Source organism: Streptomyces sp. NPDC088817 (assembly GCF_044750345.1).
In the GTDB taxonomy this organism is placed as follows: Bacteria; Actinomycetota; Actinomycetes; order Streptomycetales; family Streptomycetaceae; genus Streptomyces.
Map to the genome: position 1 here is coordinate 140,987 of NZ_JBIVJN010000014.1, position 20,969 is coordinate 161,955.

General features: G+C 69.1%; 15 protein-coding genes and 1 pseudogene. 8 read left to right on the forward strand and 8 right to left on the reverse strand.

The features are described from left to right. Positions 1-678: 678 nt before the first annotated feature. Positions 679-1,152: a nuclease-related domain-containing protein gene (locus tag ACIP4X_RS24950; protein ID WP_401350678.1), complete on the reverse strand. Its 474-nt coding sequence runs from the start codon at positions 1,150-1,152 to the stop codon at positions 679-681. A 258-nt stretch (positions 1,153-1,410) separates the two neighbouring features. Between ACIP4X_RS24950 and ACIP4X_RS24955 the strand changes: the two genes are divergently transcribed. Then, positions 1,411-1,896: a hypothetical protein gene (locus ACIP4X_RS24955; RefSeq protein WP_358731672.1), complete on the forward strand. Its 486-nt coding sequence runs from the start codon at positions 1,411-1,413 to the stop codon at positions 1,894-1,896. Between the two features lie 88 nt (positions 1,897-1,984). Here ACIP4X_RS24955 and ACIP4X_RS24960 read toward each other — a convergent pair whose 3' ends face one another. Together ACIP4X_RS24960 and ACIP4X_RS24965 are read right to left on the reverse strand one after the other, a co-directional pair. After that, positions 1,985-2,170 (reverse strand): DUF397 domain-containing protein, encoded by a 186-nt coding sequence (locus ACIP4X_RS24960; RefSeq protein WP_358731670.1) that lies wholly within the window; start codon positions 2,168-2,170, stop codon positions 1,985-1,987. Then, positions 2,167-3,027, reverse strand: coding sequence for a Scr1 family TA system antitoxin-like transcriptional regulator (locus ACIP4X_RS24965; protein ID WP_401350681.1), 861 nt, complete (start codon positions 3,025-3,027; stop codon positions 2,167-2,169). Before ACIP4X_RS24965 ends, ACIP4X_RS24960 begins: the two co-directional genes overlap by 4 nt. A 395-nt stretch (positions 3,028-3,422) precedes the next feature. Between ACIP4X_RS24965 and ACIP4X_RS24970 the strand changes: the two genes are divergently transcribed. Further along, positions 3,423-4,544 carry a hypothetical protein gene (locus ACIP4X_RS24970; protein ID WP_358731668.1) on the forward strand — a complete coding sequence of 374 codons (1,122 nt, stop codon included), beginning with the start codon at positions 3,423-3,425 and terminating at the stop codon, positions 4,542-4,544. Between the two features lie 119 nt (positions 4,545-4,663). Here the strand turns inward: ACIP4X_RS24970 and ACIP4X_RS24975 are convergent. From ACIP4X_RS24975 to ACIP4X_RS24985, 3 genes and pseudogenes are all read right to left on the reverse strand, one after another. Further along, positions 4,664-5,419, reverse strand: a pseudogene (locus ACIP4X_RS24975) (ATP-binding protein); the annotation flags it as partial. Positions 5,420-5,582: 163 nt separating this feature from the next. Next, the gene (locus ACIP4X_RS24980; protein ID WP_401350746.1) at positions 5,583-6,794 is read right to left on the reverse strand and encodes an Ig-like domain-containing protein; all 1,212 of its coding nucleotides are present in this window, start codon (positions 6,792-6,794) and stop codon (positions 5,583-5,585) included. A 257-nt stretch (positions 6,795-7,051) separates the two neighbouring features. Next, complete coding sequence (locus tag ACIP4X_RS24985; RefSeq protein ID WP_401350685.1) at positions 7,052-8,623, reverse strand: alpha-L-arabinofuranosidase B; 1,572 nt, start codon at positions 8,621-8,623, stop codon at positions 7,052-7,054. 395 nt (positions 8,624-9,018) lie between these two features. On the opposite strand from ACIP4X_RS24985, the gene ACIP4X_RS24990 reads away from it, so the two are divergent. The 6 genes from ACIP4X_RS24990 (at position 9,019) to ACIP4X_RS25015 (ending at position 18,319) form a co-directional block, all read left to right on the forward strand. Then, positions 9,019-9,537 (forward strand): hypothetical protein, encoded by a 519-nt coding sequence (locus ACIP4X_RS24990; RefSeq protein WP_401350687.1) that lies wholly within the window; start codon positions 9,019-9,021, stop codon positions 9,535-9,537. Then, complete coding sequence (locus ACIP4X_RS24995) at positions 9,537-10,931, forward strand: hypothetical protein (RefSeq protein WP_401350690.1); 1,395 nt, start codon at positions 9,537-9,539, stop codon at positions 10,929-10,931. Before ACIP4X_RS24990 ends, ACIP4X_RS24995 begins: the two co-directional genes overlap by 1 nt. Beyond that, the gene (locus tag ACIP4X_RS25000) at positions 10,928-12,358 is read left to right on the forward strand and encodes a VWA domain-containing protein (protein ID WP_401350693.1); all 1,431 of its coding nucleotides are present in this window, start codon (positions 10,928-10,930) and stop codon (positions 12,356-12,358) included. Before ACIP4X_RS24995 ends, ACIP4X_RS25000 begins: the two co-directional genes overlap by 4 nt. A gap of 73 nt (positions 12,359-12,431) precedes the next feature. Further along, on the forward strand, positions 12,432-13,553 hold the full coding sequence (locus ACIP4X_RS25005; RefSeq protein ID WP_358731660.1) for an AAA family ATPase: 1,122 nt from the start codon (positions 12,432-12,434) through the stop codon (positions 13,551-13,553). Continuing rightward, the gene (locus ACIP4X_RS25010; protein WP_401350696.1) at positions 13,550-16,477 is read left to right on the forward strand and encodes a hypothetical protein; all 2,928 of its coding nucleotides are present in this window, start codon (positions 13,550-13,552) and stop codon (positions 16,475-16,477) included. The genes ACIP4X_RS25005 and ACIP4X_RS25010 overlap by 4 nt, the downstream gene beginning before the upstream one ends. Positions 16,478-16,678: 201 nt before the next feature. Next, a complete protein-coding gene (locus ACIP4X_RS25015) occupies positions 16,679-18,319 on the forward strand; it encodes a hypothetical protein (RefSeq protein ID WP_401350699.1) in 1,641 nt (546 codons plus the stop codon). Positions 18,320-18,372: 53 nt separating this feature from the next. Here ACIP4X_RS25015 and ACIP4X_RS25020 read toward each other — a convergent pair whose 3' ends face one another. After that, positions 18,373-18,951 carry a DUF4352 domain-containing protein gene (locus ACIP4X_RS25020; protein WP_358731652.1) on the reverse strand — a complete coding sequence of 193 codons (579 nt, stop codon included), beginning with the start codon at positions 18,949-18,951 and terminating at the stop codon, positions 18,373-18,375. Between the two features lie 324 nt (positions 18,952-19,275). Beyond that, on the reverse strand, positions 19,276-20,934 hold the full coding sequence (locus ACIP4X_RS25025; protein ID WP_358731650.1) for an N-6 DNA methylase: 1,659 nt from the start codon (positions 20,932-20,934) through the stop codon (positions 19,276-19,278). Positions 20,935-20,969 lie beyond the last annotated feature (35 nt).

Below are 20,969 nucleotides of genomic sequence, written 5' to 3' on the forward strand. Positions count from 1 at the left end.
GTGCCGGCCCTCGCCGACCTGCGGGCCGGCGCGGACCGGCCCGAGTCCCGGCGCATCGCCGCCGCGGCCTGCGTGACCGGCTGGGCCGGCGCGGGCGCCCTCGCCGTGCTGCTGCTCGTCGCCGAGGCATGGTGGGACGCCGGTCGCCGCGGCCGTCGCCGGTGCCGTCGTCGCCACCGCCCTGCGCCTGCACGCCGCCGCCCGGCGCAGACGCGAGGCCCGCGAAATGGCCCACCACTGGACCGCCTTGGGCCACGCCCCGCCGCCAACTGCCCCGCCCGCCTCCCGAACCGTCGTAGCCGCCGTCCTGACCCTCGGCCTGGCCACGGCGGTGGCCGTAGCGACCTGGACTTGGCAGTCCGCTACGGACCCGACCGACCACCCCGGCTGGGCAACAGCCGCCGCTTCCGCCGCGGTCATGGGGGTGTTCCTCACAGCGGCGGGGGTGTACGCCCGCGCGACACGCCCCGCCATGGCGGTTGTTCGGGCACGACGACGAGGCTGACGGCGGGCGGCTGACGGGCCCTGGTCGAGACCCGTCAGAGGCGGTTCAACTCGGCGCCGGTGGAAGTTTCTTACGTCGAATACTGGCAATTTGGTAGCTATTTTCACCCCGCTCGTTGACCAGACACGGCCGCGCTGGGAACGGTGAGCCGATCAAGCCGCTCTCGCCTCTCTTCAAGGAGTCCGCGTGACCGACACCGCGAAGCACGACTCGGCCGCACCTCGTCCCACCCGCCGCGTGCTGCTGCGTGCCGCAGGACTGATGGCCGACCTGGCAGCCACGGGGTGGGTGCGGCGCCGACCGCCGGGGGTGGTCTGCACCCAGATGCCGTTCTCGGGGGTGACCGAGCCGTGCCAGTCCTTCAGCTCGATCATGTACATTTCACTGGGGGCGACGACCAGCAGGTCGGCCTCGCGGACGTGCCCGGTGTTCGCGGTGAACGTGAAGTTCTCCGGTGTCGGACACCTGCTTGCCGGTGAGGTCCCCGTGGACCACCAGGCTGATTCCGCCGGAGAAGTCGGTCTTTGCCGTTTCACCGCGCAGATCGGCCCTTCGAGCACACTCCGTGCGAACCATCCACTGACCGTCCACGACGATCTTGCCGGTGAAGCAGAGAGTCTGTCCCCTGAGACCGTGGACCCATCCATCACATGTCCGACGTGTCACCCGCACCTCCAGCGACGTTTCAGCCCAGTCTGACCGTTGAGGGGCGGCGGAGGCATGGGATCACTTGGATTGCGACAGGTTTGTGGCATCGATCGGCGAGGGAACCGAACGGTGTACGGGGGGCCAAGAAGGTCGTGTGTCGTTGCCGTCCGGACCGGCGTCACAGGTGCAGGCGAAGTCCGGAACACCCGTTCACCAAGTCACGGCCCCTGGGGCCGTTCCGATCCTGGGAGTTCGACGTGATCACCCTGACGCCGGCGGAACGCGACATCCACCGTGTCCTCAGCAACCGTGCGCGGGAGGCCGATCCGGCGAAGCCGCGCGAGGCGTGTCTGACGTACAAGGAACTGGGGCTGCTGATCGACTCGGAGGGCCGGAACACGGGAATGAGCCGACCGCCCTTCCGCACCTTGTTCCCTGCACTCGGGAACGTCAGCAGGTACGAGGTGGAGCACGGCAGGCCCATGCTTTCCGCACTGGTGGTGGCACAGGACACTCGGGTACCCGGTCCGGGCTTCGTCGAGCTGGCCCGGCATCTCGAACTCCCGGTGAACGATCCGGACACGTACTGGGAGGAGGAACTGAGCGAGGTCATCCGTTTCTGGTCCGCCCACGACCCAGTGCTCGTCCTGGATGCCGCCATCGACCGGCTGATGGGCGAACTCGGCGCGATCAAGGCGGCGATACAGCGCCTGGGCGACGCGCGATCACACCACAGTCGCTGATCGACCGCCGGTGACGGTCATCCTGCCTTCGGTGACGGAGCGAGTCCGACGGCGGTCGCGGCAGCGCCGCCGCCGGTGCGCGTACGGCTCAGGCCTCGGCCGCGAAGGTCACGAAGCGCGCCCAGCCGTCCCGGTCGACGTCGAAGGAAGGGCGTGTCACGTCCTTGGAGTCCCGGACGTGGATGGCTTGTTCCGTGACGGCGACCTCCACACAGTCGTCGCCCTGTGCGCTGCTGTAACTTGACTTGAACCAGTCGAGTTTGGCCGTGTTCATAGCGCTCCTCTGATCCGCATCAGCAGGCTCGCGGAGTCCCTCGGGGAAAGTGCTTGCGAACGCAGTCTTGCATAGCGCATGTAGATCCGGCTCACCTCTTTCGGGTCAGCGATCAAGCGGCCGCTCTCCTGCCCTTCGGAGTACGCTCGCCAGTGGCCGTCCGGCATCTCCAACAGCCGCACTGGCCCGGAAAGACATGCGTGTTGCTCACTGTCGGCCGGCATGACCTGAACCGTCACGTTGCGCAGCGAGGCGAGCTCAAGGATCAGGTCGAGCTGCTCGGCAGCGACCTGCGTTCCACCCAAACGACGCATGAGGACGGCTTCCTCAAGGACGAAGTCGAACGTTGTGTTGGGCCTCTCCCGGAGCAATTGTTGACGCTCCATGCGCGCCTGCACGGTGATTTCCAGGCCCTCGTCCGACAGAGGCGGGATCTCGTTCTCGCAGAGGGCCCGGACGTACCCCTCCGACTGCAACAACCCCGGAACCAACCGGCACTCATACGTGCACAGGCTCACCGCCACGCGCTCCAGCCTCGCCCACCGCCGGAACCAAGCCGCCAGCCCCGCCTCCCCCCGCGTCAGGAACTGGGCTGACTTCCGCAACGCCCCGGTGTTGCCCAGCGCACCCTCCGCCCGCTCCACGAACGACTCGTCCGGCATCCGCCGCCCCAACTCCACTGATGCCACCGTGTGCTTGGAGAAACGCACCAGCTCCCCGAACTCCACCCGGCTCAGCCCCGCATGCTCCCGCAGCGCCTGCACCACAGCCCCGAACGTCCGCAGGCTGTCCGACGGGCCCGGTTCCCGCTCGCACTCCCCGCCCGGCACCGCCGGTTCGACGTCGTCGGTCGTCATCGAGGCCCACCTCCAGGTGTACACGTGCCAGTTCCCTCTGCTGGAGAACGACCAGAGTGGCCAACCGGAATTCGTACAATCCACCGAACGTGTCCGTACGCTGACCCAGCGTACGGAGCAGCGTGCATACCCTCCCGCCGCCCCGGCAGCGCACTGTTCACGGTGCCGAACCGACGCGGGGTTGCCTGGTGCGCGACGCAGTTGGCCGCGGGGAAGGCGATCACGACAGAGGTCCACACAACGGCACCAACCGCATCATGACGCGCTAAGGTTTGCAGCTCACTGGACATCCTTCGACAGATGTGCCGGTTACTGAGTCACCCTGTTGAGACGTCAGCGGGGTTGGCCGAACCAGGCAACCTGGCTACACGCTGAACCGCCCGGGGGGGGCCATCATGACCGAAGCTCCGATTGACGCTGCCGACACCGGCGGCGACGAAGATGCCGACCGGAAGTTCGTCGAGCAAGAACAGGCCGAGATACGTGAGTTCGTCAAGGGTCTGAGCGCGGATGACATCAAGTCCGGCAACTGGTTCACCAAGCTCAGTGCTCAGGCCATGAGCTCCTACACCGCCAAGGTCGACTGGCAGTACTTCCAAAAACGGTACGCGGGCGTACCCGCGGACGGCATCGTCGAACAGCGGATCAAGATGGCGGCCCGGTACGCCGCGCTCGAAGGCGGGCTCTCCGCCGGGGCCTACACGGCGGCCGTCGCCGCCACCATCGGAAGCCTTGGCGGCGCCTCGCCGGCGACTGTCCCGGCCGCTGTCGCAACCATGATGGTCGATGTCGCGTTCACCACCCGGCTCCAGCTCCGCCTGGCCTACGACGTCTCAGTCCTCTATCGGGTCCCGCTCGACCTGTCGGATCCCGATGGCATGTGGAAGCTCATTCGCGTGGCCTTCACGATCAAGAGCGGGGAAGTGGTCCGGGAAAGCGTGGTCAAGGCGGTCCCGGCCATGGTCCGGCCGGTGATCAAGCGTTTCTACTCCAAAGCGGTACTCAGTGCCGCGAAGGGGCTCCCCATCGTCGGGAAGTATCTCCTCCAGCGCAACGTCATCAAGATCGGTATCCCCGTGGTCGGCGTTCCCCTCGCGGTGGTGTTGAACCGCTATACGACGCTGGTCGCGGGGCGGCACGCGCAGGCCGTCTTCCGGAACGAGGCGCGGGTGATCGAACTCGCCGAGAATCTGAGCAAGAGCAGCCGGCACCCGCAGTTGATGCTGTGGGTCGCATGGCTCGTCATCAGGGCGAACCGCAAGATCGCGGACGATGAGACGCTGTTGATGCGGCACCTGGTGGGGGTGGTCAGGGAGCGGCATCAGGTGGTCGACGAACAGCTCGCTCAGCTTGTCGACATCGACCCCGCCGAGGTGTGGCGGCGCATAGACGCCGAGCCGGGGGACCTGAGCGACATCCTCGACGCGGCCGAGCGGGTGGCCGCCGTGGACGGCGACGTCAACGCGCGTGAGAAAGCCGTCATCTCCGAGCTTCGAGACCGCTGCAACCGGGTCTGACCCCGCCCTGCCCTACCGAAGGGTGCGGTGGCTCACCAGTTCCACCGGCCACCGCACTCTCCACCACGCGCCTCCGTACGGTGACTCCCCGTACGCGGCGAGCTGCAGGCACCCGGCGCGCGTACGGCGTTGAGCACCACGCGGTAAGCGACCTGCTGCTCATACAGGAGGATGAACTGCTCTCGCTCGCGCACCTCCTGGGCCGCGACCGACATCAGCTGCTTCGACGGGACCGTTCTGCCCGCCTGGAGTTCGTCGGCCGCGCGGGCGCCGGGCACCTTGTCGCTGAGCTTGGTGCGGAGGTGGTCGATGAAGTCGCCTCGCCGCTCGGCCGTGAACAACTGGCCGCGGTCGTCGAGTTCGATGGCGCGCAGGCCGCCCACGCCGAACTCCGTGGCGTTGTGCAGGTACGCCACGCCAGTGACGCGGCCAGGGTGCTCGGCCACCGCGCCATTGAAGTTGACGAGGTACTCGCAGTAACGGCGCACCTGTTCGATGGGGTTGAGGACCGGGTGCGTGTAGGCGTCGATCCGGCACAGCGCCGGGTCGTCCTCGTCCGGTTCGGCCTGGCTCCACTGCTTCAGCTCGACGATCACGTACGACGGCTCGCCCGTGGTGGGGTGCACTCCGGCGAGGACGGCGTCGGCGCGCTTGCTGTTCAGTGGGAGCGCGTACTCCAGCATGACCTCGACCTCGCCGAGACCCGCGTCGTTGAGCGCGGCGGCCAGTGCGGGGACGCTCCGCTCCCAGGAGCGGACCTCGGCGGCGCTGGGCCGGTAGCCGTGCATATGGACGAACTGCTCGGTGAGATGGAGGTAGAGCGAACTGTCGAGCGCTCTCGCGGCGATGGTCTTCGCGGACTCGCGGAACAGCAAGGACTTCCCCCAGGCAGCACGAAGTGACTCGTGCGGGTGGGGGCATGTCCTTCGAGACTCCACCGGAGCGGAGCGGAAGCCCGTCGGGCCGCTATGACGATGGGACCGAGAGTACCCGGCGGTACGGCGTTACACCTGGGACGAGGAGAACCGGCTCGTGACGTCAGTTGGTGGCGCTGCCCGCGACCCACTGGTTCCACGGCATGTTCCAGTCGCTGAGGCCGTTGTCCGGGGCCAGTACGGCCTTGTCGTCGGAGTTCTTGACGATCACGACGTCACCGATCATCGAGTGGTCGAAGAACCACGCGGCGGGCTGCTTGCCGTCGTCACCGCCCTTGACGTCCTTCAGGCCCACGCAGCCGTGGCTGGTGTTGGCCTTGCCGAAGATCGGGTCGGCACTCCAGTAGTTGCCGTGGATGAACGTGCCCGAGGCGGACAGGCGCATGGCGTGCGGTACGTCCGCGATGTCGTACGCGGGCTTGCCGTCCTTCTTCGTGAGGCCGACGGTCGTGCCGTTCATGCGGATCTGGCTGAACTTCTCGGAGATGACCATCTGGCCGTTGTACGTCGGGTGCTCGGGGCTGCCGGACGAGATCGGGATGGTCTTGATCGTCTTGCCGTCCCGCACGACGGTCATCTGCTTCGTCTCGGCGTCGACCGTGCTGACCTGGCTCCGGCCGATCTTGAACGTGACCGTTTTCTGGTTGCCGTGGACGTTGAGCTTGACGGTGACGGTGGAGCCGGGCTTCCAGTAGTGCTCGGGGCGGAAGTCCAGGCGATGGCCGTTGAACCAGTGACCGACGACCCGCTGGCCGCTGCTGGAGCTGACCTGGATCTTCGACTCCATGGCGGCCTTGTTGCCGATCGCCTTGTCGAAGTCGACCGTCACCGGCATGCCCACGCCGACGGTCGAGCCGTCCTCGGGAGAGAGGTGCCCGACGAAGTCCCCGGCCGGGGAGACCGTGGTGATCGTGGCGTTTCCGGTGACGGAGCGGCCCTTGGCGTCCTCGGCGTCTGCGGTGACCTGGTACTTTGTGGCGCGCTCCAGCTGGCCGTCCGGCTTCCAGGACGTGCCGTCCGCGGACAGGGTGCCCGGAATCTGGGCACCGGTCGCGATGGCGGTCATGGTCACCTTGGTGAGCTTTCCGTTACTGGCGGTGACCTTGACGGGGTCGTTCATCCCGACGTTGTGGGCGCCCTGCTTGGGCGTGATGCTTATCCGGGCGTCGGAAGCGTCCTGGGCGGTCGTCGGATCCGCCTGCGCCTGCGTTTTCGGGTGGTTCCCGGTGTCGTTTCCGCTGGTGGCAGCGTTGCTGGTACCGCCGAAGGCGGTGAGCGCGAGTACGCCGCCGAGTACGCCGGCCGCAGCCACCATCCTGGTGCGTCGCTTACGTTCCGTGATCAACCGTTTCTCCCATGTCGCTGGTCTCTGCATCTCTGGAGCCGCCTGCCTGAGCAGCGCAACCAGCTCCAAAACCATTTATAGGCATCCATCCATCCTGAAATGGGCACATTGTGGCGAAGGGCACCCGTCGTCGAGTGCGTCGCCGGGGCCCTGCGCAGAGGCCACAGAGGCGGCCGCGCCACCGGGGCGGGTGGCACGGCCGTGGTGCGGAGGGTGCGGGGTGGGTGTCAGGCCCAGGGAGAGGCCATGACCCAACTGGTGTCGTCGGCCCAGAGCGCGGTGTTGTCCCAGGTGTGGGAACCGCCGTGGCTCGCGATGTAGGCGTCCTGGTTGTAATGGCGTACGAAGTCGCTGGGGTAGTTGGCGGACCGGAGCGAGATGCCCTGGCTGTTGTGGCTCGCCTGCGGGCAGAACGTGGCGTCCTGCCGGAACAGCGCGTTGCCGTTGTCGCTGTCGATGCGCAGCCGGAAGTCGTAGTGGCGCAGGTACTGGCCCGGTTTGTCGGCGGACTCGAAGGAGACGCAGGAGGCGTCACCCAGGCCCGCGCGCACGATCCAGGTGGCCGCCGCCTTGTCGGCGGCCGCGCTGGAGGAGGAGACCGTCGCGATGGAGGCGTTGCTGTCGGCACTGTTGTGCCGGAGGTACTGCGTGGTGCAGCAGGAAGTGGTGGCCCGCAGCGAGACCCGCGAGCCCACGGTCGGGCCGCCCGCCGTGGCGGACGTCACGTAGCCGGCCGCGTTGATGTTGGCCTGCACGGCGTTCTCGGTCGCGTCCGACGGGTAGCCGGAGATCATGACGCCCTCGTAGAAGGTACCGGCGGAGCTGTTGCTGTTGTCGCCGCCGATGCCGAGGATGATGGCCCCCTCCTTGTGCATCGGGTTGTAGCCCGAGACGTTGGGGCGCGGGCCGCTGTAGTAGGTGGAGAGGCCGCCGGACTGTGCGTTGCCGGCCCGGATCGCCCATTGGTTCGGGCCGCCCTTGACGATGGCGGTGAGGAACCGGTGGCTGACGCTGGGGTCGTTGGCGTTGTAGCCGCGGTTGACCCCGGAGAACAGACCGTTCTCGAGGTCGGCCATGACCCAGGGGCCGTTTCCGGTGCCGTAGCCCCAGGACTTGATGTTGCCGAAGTAGATGGTCTCCATGTGGCCGTTGCCGGTGTCCAGACTGTTGGTCTCGGCGTTGCCGTAGTCGAAGCAGCAGCCGCCGTTGTAGTGGCTGCCGTCGAGGATCGCGTACATGCCTTCCGGCTGGTCTCCGGTCGCGATGCCGTTGGTGCTGTTGTCGCGGTAGCCGGTGCCGGGGGCGATGAAGACGCCGTAGGCCTTGTGGCCGCCCACGGTGACCGGCGCGGCGGATGCCTCCGCCAGGTTGTCGTACCCGCCCGCGGCCGGGCCCGAGAACCCTCCGGGCGGCGCCTGGGTGAGGTGGTTTCCGCGGCCGGACTGGTCGTAGATGACGGTGATGAGGCAGCTCGTTCCCGCGCAGAAGGCGTCCTGCGCGGCGGCGTCGGCGTAACCGCCCGCGCTGAGCACACCGATGTCCCGGGTGGCGCCGTCGGAGGCGCGTTTGACCTGGTAGAGGCGACTGTTGTACGCGGAGTACAAGGCGCGGGTCGTGCTGTGAGCGGCCACGCAGGGCGTGCCGCCGGAGGCGTACAGGTCACAGGGGAGCGAGCCGGCGGCTGCGACGCTGCTGCCGGCGGAGGCCCGACCGCCGAGCATGGCCGTGGCCATGGCCAGCACGAGCGCCAGCAGAGCGAACGGTCTGACCCGCCTTGAGCGGGTCGGTGTCACAGACATGAGTGGCCTCCTGGGATGAGGGGTCGGCGGCTTCCCACCGCCGGGGCCGGACGAGAGCTCAGGTCGAATCATGGACATGTCATCCCTCTGGGAACTTCCAGAGCGGATCGAAGACTGCTGCCGTGCGCGTCCGGAGCCGTCAGAACGACGACCGGATGTTTCGATATTTCGAACAGCGGTCGCAGTGACGGACAAGCATTGATGATAGGAATCCGCCGAAAGGTGTCAACATCTCGCACATGTCCGATACTTCGACCACTGAAGTCGCAGGTCAGTGGCTGCCCCGCTGCCTCGTTCCCCCCGCTCCCCGACCGCCGTCCAGCCGCGTTGTCAGTGGTCGCCGATAGCTTCGATCTTGTTCCGCCGAGATGGCGTGAGCGCCCCCTTTCGCATGCATGGGAGATGGTGCGTTGTCGGTCTGGGAGAAGTCGAGCACGGCACGGGTGGTGCCGTCGGCGCGGCCGCGGAAGCTCGCGAAGGTGCCGTTCGCCGAGTTGGCCGACGGGCGGTTGCAGGGTGTGGTGTCCAGCGGGTCGGACATCGGGCGCGTGTACGTGTCCTCGGTCGAGGCGGGGACGTACGCGTTCGCGTGCAGCACCAACAACAACCGCCCCTGCGGCGGGGCCCGTGGCATGTTCTGCAACCACATACGCACGCTCATCGGCGAGGCCGTACTCCAGTACGGCGCCGAGCGCGTGGCCCGGTACCTGAAGGTCGAGGTCGACGCGGAGCAGCCGGACGCGCACACTGTCACCACCGCCATGACGGCCACGCGCCCCTCGGCAGCGGGCAGTTCGGCCGCGGCCCGGGTGTTCAGCCGGTTCCTGCGGAACCTGGCCTATCTCGAACTCGCGCCGAGTACCGCACCGGTGCCCGAGATGCAGTGGTTCCCCACGACGAGGGCGGTGGCCTGATGCACGCCGATCTGCTGGCCGACGCCGTCGACGGGCTCGACGAGGCGCTCAGGGCCGTGGACGGGTTCGACGAGGCCCTCGCAGCCGGTCTGCTGCGCCCACAGCCCGGACAGGCCGGCGGGCTGACCGTGCTCGCCGACGCCGTCGCCGGGACGCCACTGGCCGCGCGGGTGGCCGAGGCCGCCGACAAAGCGGTCGCCGGAGCCGCCGGCGAGGACCACTTCGTCGCGCTCGCCGCGGCCCGCACCGCCCTGCTCGGTGCCGTGCACGACGCGCTGACCGCCCGCGTCGAGGAGGCCGTCGGCCGGCCGCGAGCCGAGGAAGCCACCGCCGAAGCGGCCGACAACGACGAACACGCCGCGAATCCATGTGTGGCGGCCCGTAGTTGGCTCTGCGAGATGGCGCGGTCCGGCTGGCAGGGCATGGACCACGAACTCGTCGACGGGGCCGCGCCCGTCGTCTCCGCGATGCTGCCCGACCCGGCGCTGCGCCGTCTGGCCACGCTGCTCGACGGCTTCGCCGCCGAACTCGCCGCCTCCTGCCCGGGGGCGACCCTGGAGCGCGTCCCGGTACGCCGCTGGGCCGACCTGTGGTCGCGCGCCCTGCTGCTGACGCTGCCGGGCGCGGCGCGCGCTTCCGCCGTGACCGGGGCGACCGGCCGGCTGCTGCCGCTCGGGGTCGACGTGCAGGAGCACGCGACCGCCGTACAGGCCCAGGTACACGCCGTGTTCGAGCCTGCGGACGGTGGCACGCCCCGGCTGGTGCGGGCCTCGGTCTCCGCGCCCAAGCCCGACACGGTCGTCGGCGCCGGTCTGTGGCAACTACTACGACCGCACATGTCTCTGTTGGAAGCCGTGAGCGAGGGCCGCGCGATGGACCTCGACGCGATGCCCGTCACCGCCGAGGGCGACCTGATATGGGACGACGCCCGTGCGCGCATGGGCGAGCCCGCCGAGGTCTTCACCACCGCACGGGTGGCCCTGCCCACCGCCGCCGCCTTCGCCACGGCGCCGCTCGACCGGCACCCGGCCCGGATCGCGGTGCCCGTCCTCCTTGAGGGGTACGGCGCGGAGGAAGGGGACGACGGGATCGTCTTCCAGGTCGCCGGGTATCGCCTGACCGTCGACACGGATCGTGTCCCGGCCGCCGGTCCGCTCGCGCCCGAGGTCGTCGCCGCGTCCGGTGCGTGTGTCGGGCTGCTGCGCTGGGACGCCGGGGCGTTCCTCCTCCAGCCGCTCGCCGTCGAGCGGACCGTACGGAAGAAGTCCGTCGCCGTGCACGCGGGTGCCTGGGCCGGCGGTACGGCCGACAAGGCCGGGGTCCGGGCCGAGAAGGCCGCCACCGACGCCGTCACCGTGCTGCGCGAACGCGCCGGAAGGCTGCTGCGGAAATGACCCACCACACCAGCGGGAATGTGGATGCTCCCGAGCCCGATCCGTACGACAACCGGCGGCAGGTCCTCTACTGGCGTCTGCTGGCACGTCTCTTCGACCCGGAGGAGCAGGCCGCCCTGGAGTCGGCGAGTCTCGCCGTGGTCGAGGACATCGGCCTGCCGTCCGCGCTGCTCGATCCAGGTGCGTCCGTCGACTCCGTCGTGCAGCGGCACCCGGAGCTGGCCGCCGAGTTCGACGGGCTGATGGCCCCGGCGCCGGACGAGGACGGCGTGCGCGACCGGCCCGCCGAGGTGCGGCGGGCGGCGCTCGCGTCGAAGGTGCTGCTGAACGTCTTCGCCCCCCGCTCCGGCACCGTCACCGCCGAGCAGTTGGCCCGCTGGCAGTCCGACGCCGACTGGCTGGAGCGGGCCCTGGGCTGCCGGCCCGGCGAACTGCGCGGCGGACGCGGCGGCACCCACCGTATGGGGGCCGGAGGGGGCGTCAGCCCGACCGGCACGGGCATCGGCGGCCCCACGCCGGACCTCAGCCGGCTGATCCCCGCGATCGGCCCTGAACTCGGCTCCATCGAGGGCGATCTCGTCAAGCGCATGCACCTGCGCGAGGTGCTGGCCGACCCGCAGCTGGCCTCTCGGCTGACGCCGAGCATGTCGCTGATCGAGCAGTTGCTGCGTGACAAGAACAACCTCTCCGGCGTGGCCCTGGCCAACGCCAAGGCGCTGATCCGCCGTTATGTCGACGAGGTCACCGAGGTGCTGCGCACCCAGGTGGAGAAGGCCACGGTCGGCGAGCTCGACCGGTCCGTACCGCCCAAGCGGGTGTTCCGCAACCTCGACCTCGACCGCACCATCTGGAAGAACCTCACCAACTGGAGCCCGGAGGAGGAGCGGCTCTACGTCGACCGCCTCTACTACCGGCACACCAGCCGCAAGACGACGCCCCAACGGCTCATCGTGGTCGTGGACCAGTCGGGTTCCATGGTCGACTCGATGGTCAACTGCACCATCCTGGCCTCCATCTTCGCCGGGCTGCCGAAGGTGGACGTCCACCTGATCGCGTACGACACCCAGGCCCTGGACCTCACTCCATGGGCGCACGACCCGTTCGAGACGCTGCTGCGCACCAAGCTGGGCGGCGGCACCGACGGCACCGTCGCCATGCAGCTCGCCCAGCCGAAGATCGCCGAGCCGCGCAACACCGTGGTGGTGTGGATCTCCGACTTCTACGAGTGGCGCCAGCAGGAGCTGTTCGACGGCATGGCCGCCATTCACCGCTCGGGAGCGAAGTTCATCCCGGTCGGCTCGGTGACCAGCTCGGGGCGCGGCAGCGTCAACCCGTGGTACCGGGAGCGTTTCAAGGACCTCGGCACGCCGGTGATCTCCGGCCACATCAAGAAGCTCGTGCACGAGCTCAAGACGTTTCTCACCTGATCTTCCTGATCCCACTGGTCACCGGACGTACGTCCGTGTCGCGTTGTGATCACCTCCTGGAAAGGCCCTTCCCATGTCCGACCTGCTGCGCGCCCCCGCCGAGGTGAAGTACGCCGAGGAGCTCGAGTGGCTGGAGTCGATCGACGACGGTCCCAAGCCGTTCTCGTGGCGTCTGTCCCCGAAGATGGTCCGCCTGTTCATCCTGGGCTCCGAGCGCTCCGACGGTCTGGACCGGGAGATCTCGCAGAAGTGGTTCGGCGACCGCAGCTTCGTCGAGCGTTCCATCGTCACCCTCGCCTCCGACCGCGGGCTGCTGCTCATCGGCGACCCCGGCACCGGCAAGAGCTGGCTGGCGGAGCTGCTCTCCGCCGCGATCTGCCGCAACTCCACGCTGGTGGTGCAGGGCACGGCGGGCACCACCGAGGACCACATCAAGTACTCGTGGAACGTGTCCATGGTCATCGCCAAGGGCCAGTCGCGGGAGTCGATGATCCCCTCGCCGATCATGACGGCGATGGAGGCCGGTGCCATCGGCCGCTTCGAGGAACTGACCCGGTCCACGAGTGACGTCCAGGACGCGTTGATCTCGATCCTCTCCGAGAAGTACATCTCCGTTCCCGAACTGGAGAGCGGCGGCAGCGACAACATCGTCTTCGCCAAGCCCGGTTTCTCGATCATCGCCACGGCCAACAGCCGCGACCGGGGCGTCAACGACCTGTCCTCCGCGCTCAAGCGCCGGTTCAACTTCGTCCGCATTCCGGTGATGACGAACAAGAAGAGCGAGGCGGAGATCGTCCGCTTCCGCACCGAGGAACTGCTGCGCCGGCACTCGATCGACCTCGACGTGCCGCCCACCCTGCTCGACGTCCTCCTGCAGAGCTTCGCCGATCTGCGCGCGTCCTCCGCCGCGGCCGGCAGCGACGACGAGAAGCTGGAGTCCGCCCTGTCGACCGCCGAGCAGATCGGCGTGCTGGAGGACGCCGTCCTGCACAGCAACTTCTTCGGCGAACGCGCCCTGACCGCCCGTACGCTCGCCTCCTCCCTGGTCGGCTCCCTCACCCGCCGCGAGCCCGAGGACCTGGCCATCCTCAACAAGTACCTGCACGGTGTCGTCGAGCCTCGCAGCAAGGAAGAGGGCGGCTCCTGGCCCGAGTTCCTGGAGGGCGGCCGCGACGCGATCGCCACGCTGTCATGAGCGGGCCCCACGAGAGCGGCACGTTCACGGCGCTGCGCGGTCAACTGCAGGATGCCGCCACCGCGTTCGCCGGCGGGCCCGACGCACTGGAGGGCATCCTCCTCGGCATGGTCGACGACGTCGACCGGGCGGTGCGCGAACCGCTGGAGATCTTCCCCGTCTGCCATCACTCGCCCGCCTCGGCGACCGCCATGGCCCGGCGGCTGCGCGAGAAGCAGCCCAAGGTGGTCTACCTGGAGCTGTGCGAGGACATGGCACCGCTGCTGACCGAACTGCGCAACTGCCGGCTGCCGGTGGCGGTGCAGGCGTTCGCCGGTGACGTCGACGGCTTCCCCCAGGACTGGGCTCCGCTGTCGGTCGTCGCACCGATCACCGAGGCGTCGGCCGAGTACCAGGCCATCGCGTACGCCCTGGACACCCCGGGTGTCGAGTTGGTCCTCGTGGACCGGTCCGCGGACCACGTCTTCCAGTGGGACACCGGCGGCGTACAGACGGCGGAGGACACCGACGCTCCGGCCGAGGCCGCGCTGCACGGTGAGGCGGTCGGCGTCGAACTCGGCGACCTCCGGCCGCGCTTCGCCGAGCTGGAGGAGCACCTGCTGCCCCACGGCAGGGTGCGGCACTGGTCGGAATGGTGGCACCAGTACGTCGAGGTGCCCCTCGGCGACAGTGCCGCCGACCACGACACCTACCGCCAGGTGATGTTCCTCGTCGGCAGCCTGTTCCGGCGCCTCGCTCCGGGCGACGGCGACCGGGTCCGCGTGGACGAGGACCGGGAACGGTACATGTGGACCCGGATACGCGAGCACCTGACGGCGACCGGGACCGATCCGGCGGACTGCCTGTACGTGTGCGGGGCCTTCCACGCCGTCAGCCGCGTCGAGGAGTTCGGCGTGCACGGCACCGGCACGTTCGCGATCTCCCCGCGCACGGCCACCACTTGGCAGTACGGCCTCATCCCGTCCAGCCACGCGGCGATCGAGGCGCAGTTCGGGCTTGCCGCCGGCTCGGTGTCGATTGCCTCGACCGAGTGGGCGAAGAGTCTGAAGCGTACCCGTGTGCGGCCGCACCGGCTGGAGGGCCAGGCAGGTACGAAGAATGCCTCGGCCAAGAAGACCTCTGTGAAGAAGGCCCGGGGAAGTCACACCACCGTCCCGGCACCGGAGTCCACCGCCGGGGACGCGGACCGGCTGTCCGGCTTCCTGCGCAGGCCGCCCGTGCTCGACGGCCTCGACGAGGCCGAACTGCTCGGCTGGTCGGTGGACATCGTGCGCGCGGCCCGGCGCAACGGCTACCTCGCCTCCACGGCGGACGCCATCGCGGTGTTCGAGACGTCGGTCCTGCTCGCCGGGATGCGGGACCGGGCCAAGCCGACGCCGTACGACTTCCAGGACGCGGCGGTCACCTGCATCGAGAAGGACGCCGTGCCGGGGCGGCGGGACGTGCGGCGCCTCGTCGAGATCATGATGGGCGGCGACCGGATCGGTCAGGTCGGCTACGACGCGCTGCCGCCGCTCGCCCGCGACGTGCACGACCGGCTGGCGCCGCTCGGGCTGAAGCTCCAGCAGCGTGGCGTGCAACGGGCCCTGCTGGACATGGCCTCCCGGCCGGAACTCCGGCCCTGCTCCGACGTTCTGTGGATGCTGCGGCGCCTGATGCCGCACGGCGCGGCCCGGCCCATCATGGGCGAGCGGCGACTCGGTGAGCGTTCGATCCAGGAGTCCTGGGATCTGGCGCTCGGCACCCATCAACGGGCCCTGATCGAGCTCGGTTACGAGGGTGTCAGCATCGAGCAGGTCCTGGAGCAGCGGCTGCGGCGCGACGCGTACGGCCCGCAGGCCACGACCGCGACCGTGCTGGCCGCGGTCGAGGACGCGGTCCTGTACCTGCGCAGCCGCCGCCTCGCCGACGAACTCGGCACGCACGCCTTGAAGTTGCTCGCGACCGAGCGCAGTGTCGACGGCGCACCGGAGGTGCTGCGCCGGGTGCGGGGGCTGCTGGCGTACTACCGCACCAGCGAACCGGCGCTGCCAGCGTGGATCGAGTCGTTCGTCAAGACCGGCTACGCCCACTACTGCACACTGCTGCCGATGGCGTTCCGGGACGAGGACGCGACGGTCGGGCAGGTCGCGGCGATGCTCGGCTTCCTGTTCAGCATGGAGAGTCTGGCGCTGTCACTGGGCTGCGACCGGGCCCAGTTGGAGCTGGCGGTCGCCCAGTCGCATCCCGAGGAGCCGTCGAGGACGGCCCTGTTGTGGGCCGCGCAGGTCCAACTCGGCACGCTGTCGCGGGCCGAGCTGCGGGACCGGTGCGACGCGCTGCTGGACAATCCGCTGGTGGTGCCCGCCTATCCCCGTTACCTCAGTGGCTTCGTCCACGCGCTGGAGCCGGTGCCGGGGCTGGCGGACGTGGTCGTCGAGGCGGTGTCGAACGCGTTCGGCCGGTTGCCCGACGCGGTGCTGCTGCCGTGGCTGCCGCTGCTCATCACCACGATGCGTTCCGGCGCCGCGGAGCTGGCCCCGCTGCTGATCCGCGAGGCCGGCCGCGTCTTCCCGGGCCGGCTGGCGACCCTGGACACGTGGATACCCCCGTGGCGGACACCCCCCGCCCCACCTGCCACCCGCCGCTCGCAGCCCGGAGCACCCCACCACCAGGGCGCCGCACTGCTCCCGGCCCACCCGGCGACCTGCGACGCGGTGGCTGAGCTGCTGGGCTGCACGGAGGGGTGGACACAGGCAGACGTCCCGCCCGCCTCGGGTGCCGGACTGCTGTCCATCCACCCGACGACGTGCGACGCGGTGGCAGAACTCCTTGGCTGCGAGGGCACGTGGGCGGCGTCCGGTTCCGCGCGTTCGGGCGCAGCGCTGACTACTGGGCATCCGGCTACGGCGAAGGCGTTGAATTCGCTGCTCACGCAGTCGTGACAGCAACCGCTGACGGCGCCGGCCGGCCCTGGGCCCACCAGGACCCGGCCGGCCAGGCGCGCCGGTGGCACCCGTGGCCCGCTCGCACGGTCGGTGCGAGAGATAGACACTGTGAACCGCGTTGACGCCGCTAACAAGCACGCACCATGCTGGAATTGCAGGAGCACGCCCACGACATTTCCCACAATGCGAGGACCTCTGTTGGACACCCGCCGCTACCGCATGGTCGTCACCAGCGGACTGGACTACGTCACCACAGGCGCGCAGATCGACAGCCGGCTCCGGTTGTGGCTCAAGGAGCCCCCGAAAAGCTACGACGTTGCCGCCTTCGCCGAGGGGCGCAATGAGATAGCCCACGGTGTGACCCTCGATCACGACTCCGCGACGGGAACCTCGGGAGCGTACGGACGCTGGCGGCTGCGGGAGAGCCTGTCCAGTGGGACCTGGCAGACCACCGTGCTGGTTCGCCAAGCTGGAGGCGGTCCGACCAGAGTCCAACTGGATGTCGAACATCTTCCGGATGACCCCGACACGCAGCCGGTGCCCGCCAAGACGCCGCGGCTGGCGCGCAGCCTCCTCGATGTACTGGACGCGCGCGACGGCGTCGCCGACGTCACTGCACAGCCACAGGTCGTCGAGGCAGAAGACGTCGATGACATCATCGACGAGTTGTGCGACGAAACGCGCCGCCTGCCGATCGTCGTGGCCAGCACACCTTACGGAGTCGATTTCGACGTCTGGCTGGAACAGACAGTGGACCCACTGGTACGGCCTTTGGCCGGACTCGCCATTCTGTACGTTCTGGCCCCCGAGGCGGAGGCCCACTTCAACCGTGCGCTGGAATATCACCGGGTCTACGGCGGCGGTGTCCGCACCTACCTGCCAGGAGTGGACCCGGCCTGGCCCGCCGACGGGCAGCGGCACCGGGTGATGTCCCGCCGGATGCTCACCGAACAGCCCTCCCGAGCTCGGCACATCCTCGCTCAACTGCCGCAGCGGTTGGCCGCACGCACTCCCCTTCCTGTCGAATTCGATTCCGTTCCGGTCATGCGGACCCGCACGCGAGGTGACTCCAGCGCACCCGAGCTGGAACGGCTGCGCATCGAGAACGAGGTGCTCCTGGAGATCCTCGAGGAAGCCGGACGGGAACAGCGGGTTCGGGCCGACGAGATCCGCGACCTGAAGCACGAACTACGCAAGGCGGAAGACAACGAGACGCTGCTCATCGCGGAGTACGACGAGCAGTACCGGGAACTGAGCACGATCCGTGCTCAGTTGCTGTCCTTGCAGAAGCACCTGGTGACCATCGGCGCCGGGGCTGCCGCCTACACCCCCGTATCCACCACGGAGGACGTCCCGGAATCCTTCGAGGAACTACTCAGCCGCTTCGGCCGTTTGCCCCGTCTACACTTCACTGGCTCCCGCAAGGTGACCCGTGAGCTCGACGCGCAGGCCTACGGTTCCTCGTGGGTGCGCATGACCTGGGACGCACTGTTGGCGCTCCGGGACTTCGCGGACGCGGCAGCTACGAAGCAGGCTTTGGGTGATTTCAAGCAGTGGTGCTCCGGTGCCGCTCCTGGCGGAGTACGCACGATCTCACCGCGGAAGATCGTGCGGGACGAGTCCAAGACGGTGAAGAACAACGCGGCATGGCGCCGGGAGCGGACTTTCCCCGTGCCCGAGCATGTGGACTCGTCCAGGAAGGTCTTCATGGGAGCACATGTGCGGGTCGGCGGTGGCAACACCATCGCGCCTCGGCTCCACTACTACGACGGGGCCGGCGCCGAGCATGGGATATACATCGGATACATAGGGCCTCACCTGACCAACACCCTGACCTGAGGGGCGGTCCCTGAGGCGATGCCGCCGCTCGGCGCCGTGCCCTCACGCCGTGGCTACTTCAGCTTCCATTCGCCCGTCTGGTCGGCGAAGCCGGAGTCCATGGTGAACTGGACGGCGTCGAGCTTGGAGGCCTTGGGGACTTCGAAGACGATCCAGCCGAGGCCCTTGGCTCCGGGCTTGAGCTTCAGGCTGGAGGACATGGACGGGCCGGCCGTGATGTCCGCGAAGGTGGAGTCGAACTGCTGGCCCTCGCTGTCGGCGACCTGGGCGCCGTTGGACGGGCTGTCGCTGTAGACCGCCTTACCGGTGTTGATGAGCTGGAACTGCACGCCGACGAACCGCTTGCCGGCGTCGGGCTCGGTGAACTCGTCGGCCGGCTTGCCGGGGTCGGCGACCTTGACGACCGTGACGTCGAGCTGGCTGCCCTTCTCGAAGCCCTTCAGGGTGAGGGTGTCGCCGACCTTGGCGGCCTCCGAAGACTTCCCCTTCTTGGCGTCCTTGCCGCTGTCCGCCTTGGCGGCGGCGTGCTCCTTCGGCTTGTCGACGACCGTGTCGCCGGTGTCGCAGGCGGTGATGGTGAGCGCGCCGACGGCGACGGCGACAACGGCGGCGATTCTGGTACGGGCGTGCATGGTCCCCCCAAGGACAGAGCTGTGTGGATCACGGCGTACCTCCGCGGGCCGTGGGCGAACGGAGGCTCACGGGTGACATTACGAGTCGTCCGTTGATCGTGTCAACAGGCTTCCTATTCGGCGTTGCCGTTTACGTCCGCCGCTGTCGCGCTGCTGGTGAACTCCGTGAACGTCGGCATGCGTACGATCGGCTCCGGGGTGCCGGCGACGGTGTGTGCGGAGCCGTTCTCGCGGCGCGCCGAAGCACCGCTCCTGTCTGCTGCGGGAGCGGTGCCTCCGTGAGAGGGGGTGTGAGTCCGGTGGTTCCTGTGGGCCGAGGGGCGCTCAGCCGTTGGGCTCCAGGGCGCCGTTGGCCAGGCCGTCGCGAGCCAGGGCGGCCGCGTCGCGGCTCAGTTCGGCGATCCTTCTCGCCCGCTCCTCGAACTCCTGGAGGGCACGGAACGCCGCCCCGTAGCGGCGCTGCTCGGCGATGTCCATCTGGGGAACGCGGGCACCCTTGCCGTCGAGGCGGAACGTTCCGCTGGCGCTGGTGGACCGGCGCGTGTTGGCCACGCTGCGCAGGAACCCCTGGAGGAAGTCGGTGTCGAGCTGATCGCTGATCGACACCGGCTCGGCGCCGCCGTACTCGACGAGACCGGCCCGGGTGAGGTCGGCGACGCTGACGGAGGGGCCGTCAGGGGCACTCAGGCGTCCCCCCGCGCCCAGGGCCGGAAGGAGTTCGGCGAGCATGCCGACCTGTTCGGCCAGCTCGCTCCGCAACTGCCGATACTCGGCCACGTAGTCGCGGTGGGACTCGCGCACATAGCGGCCGGGGGTCAGATCCACGACGTCGTCGAGCAGTTCGATGAGCGGGACGTCCGTCGACTGGTCCGGCCGCGCGTCCAGGGGGCCGTCCGGATCGTTCCGGGTCAGGTCCACCATGCGGACACTGGTGGCCGGGTCGCCGAGGGAGAGCGGCCGGTGCAGTTGCCAGATGTGCACCGGGAGCGCGTGCGACACGGCCGAGCCGGGCGGCAGGGCCGTGACCTGGGTGAGGATGCCGCGGCGTACGAGTTCGGCGCGGATGCGGCGGCCGGCCTTGCGGTAGGCCACCGAGGCAGGCATGACCATGATGACCCTGCCGCCCGGAGCGGTGTGCGCGTACGCGTGCTGCAGCCAGGCGAGTTCGCCTTCCGCCCGGGACGGGATGCCGAGTTCCCATCGTGAGTCGAGGAGGAGTTCCTCACGCCCCCAGTCGGTGTCCCCCACCGGAGGGTCACAGACGACCAGATCGGCCTTGAGGTCGCTCCACCGGTCGTCGCGGAGGGAGTCTCCGGCGGTGATGTCGGCGCCCGTCCGTCCGGTGAGGTCGGCGCGCAGTTGCGCGAAACGGGCGCTGCGGGCATCCACCTCCTGTCCGATCCGCCGCGGTCCCCGCTCGGGTCCGACAGCGAGCAGCAGGGTGCCGATGCCGCAGGCCGGATCGAGGACGGTCGCGCCGTCCGCCACTTCACCGGCCAGGTGCCGTACGGCGCGAACGATGCGGGGAGAGGTGACCTGGTCCGAGCCGGCCCGGCGCACGGAGTCGGTGAAGCGTTCGGCGAGGCCGTCGACCACCTCGCCGGGCGAGGCACTGTCGGCCAGGCGCCGGGCCAGGGTGGCGGCCTCCTTCGACAGGGCCTCCGGCCGCTTCGTCGGGGCGCCGGCGAGTACCGTGGCGACGTCGGCGAGCGCGGTGACCATGTCGTCGCCGTACGCTCCGCGCAGCGCCTGCCAGAGCTGCACTTCCTCCGAGAGGTCCTGGCCCTTGCGCTGCTTGTCCAGCCAGGTCTTGACCTCGGCGAGATCGAAGAGCGGACTGCTGACGCCTCCGCCCGTGGGTGCGGGGAAGTCGTCGTACCGCCGACGCCAGTTGGAGACCGCTGCCCGGGTGACACCCGCGAGCCGCGCGATCTCGGAGCCGGTGACCAGAGGGCCGGCTGGTGGGGCGGCGTTGTCCGTCATGCACTCACCGTACACGGCGCCCGTTTTCGCATCAA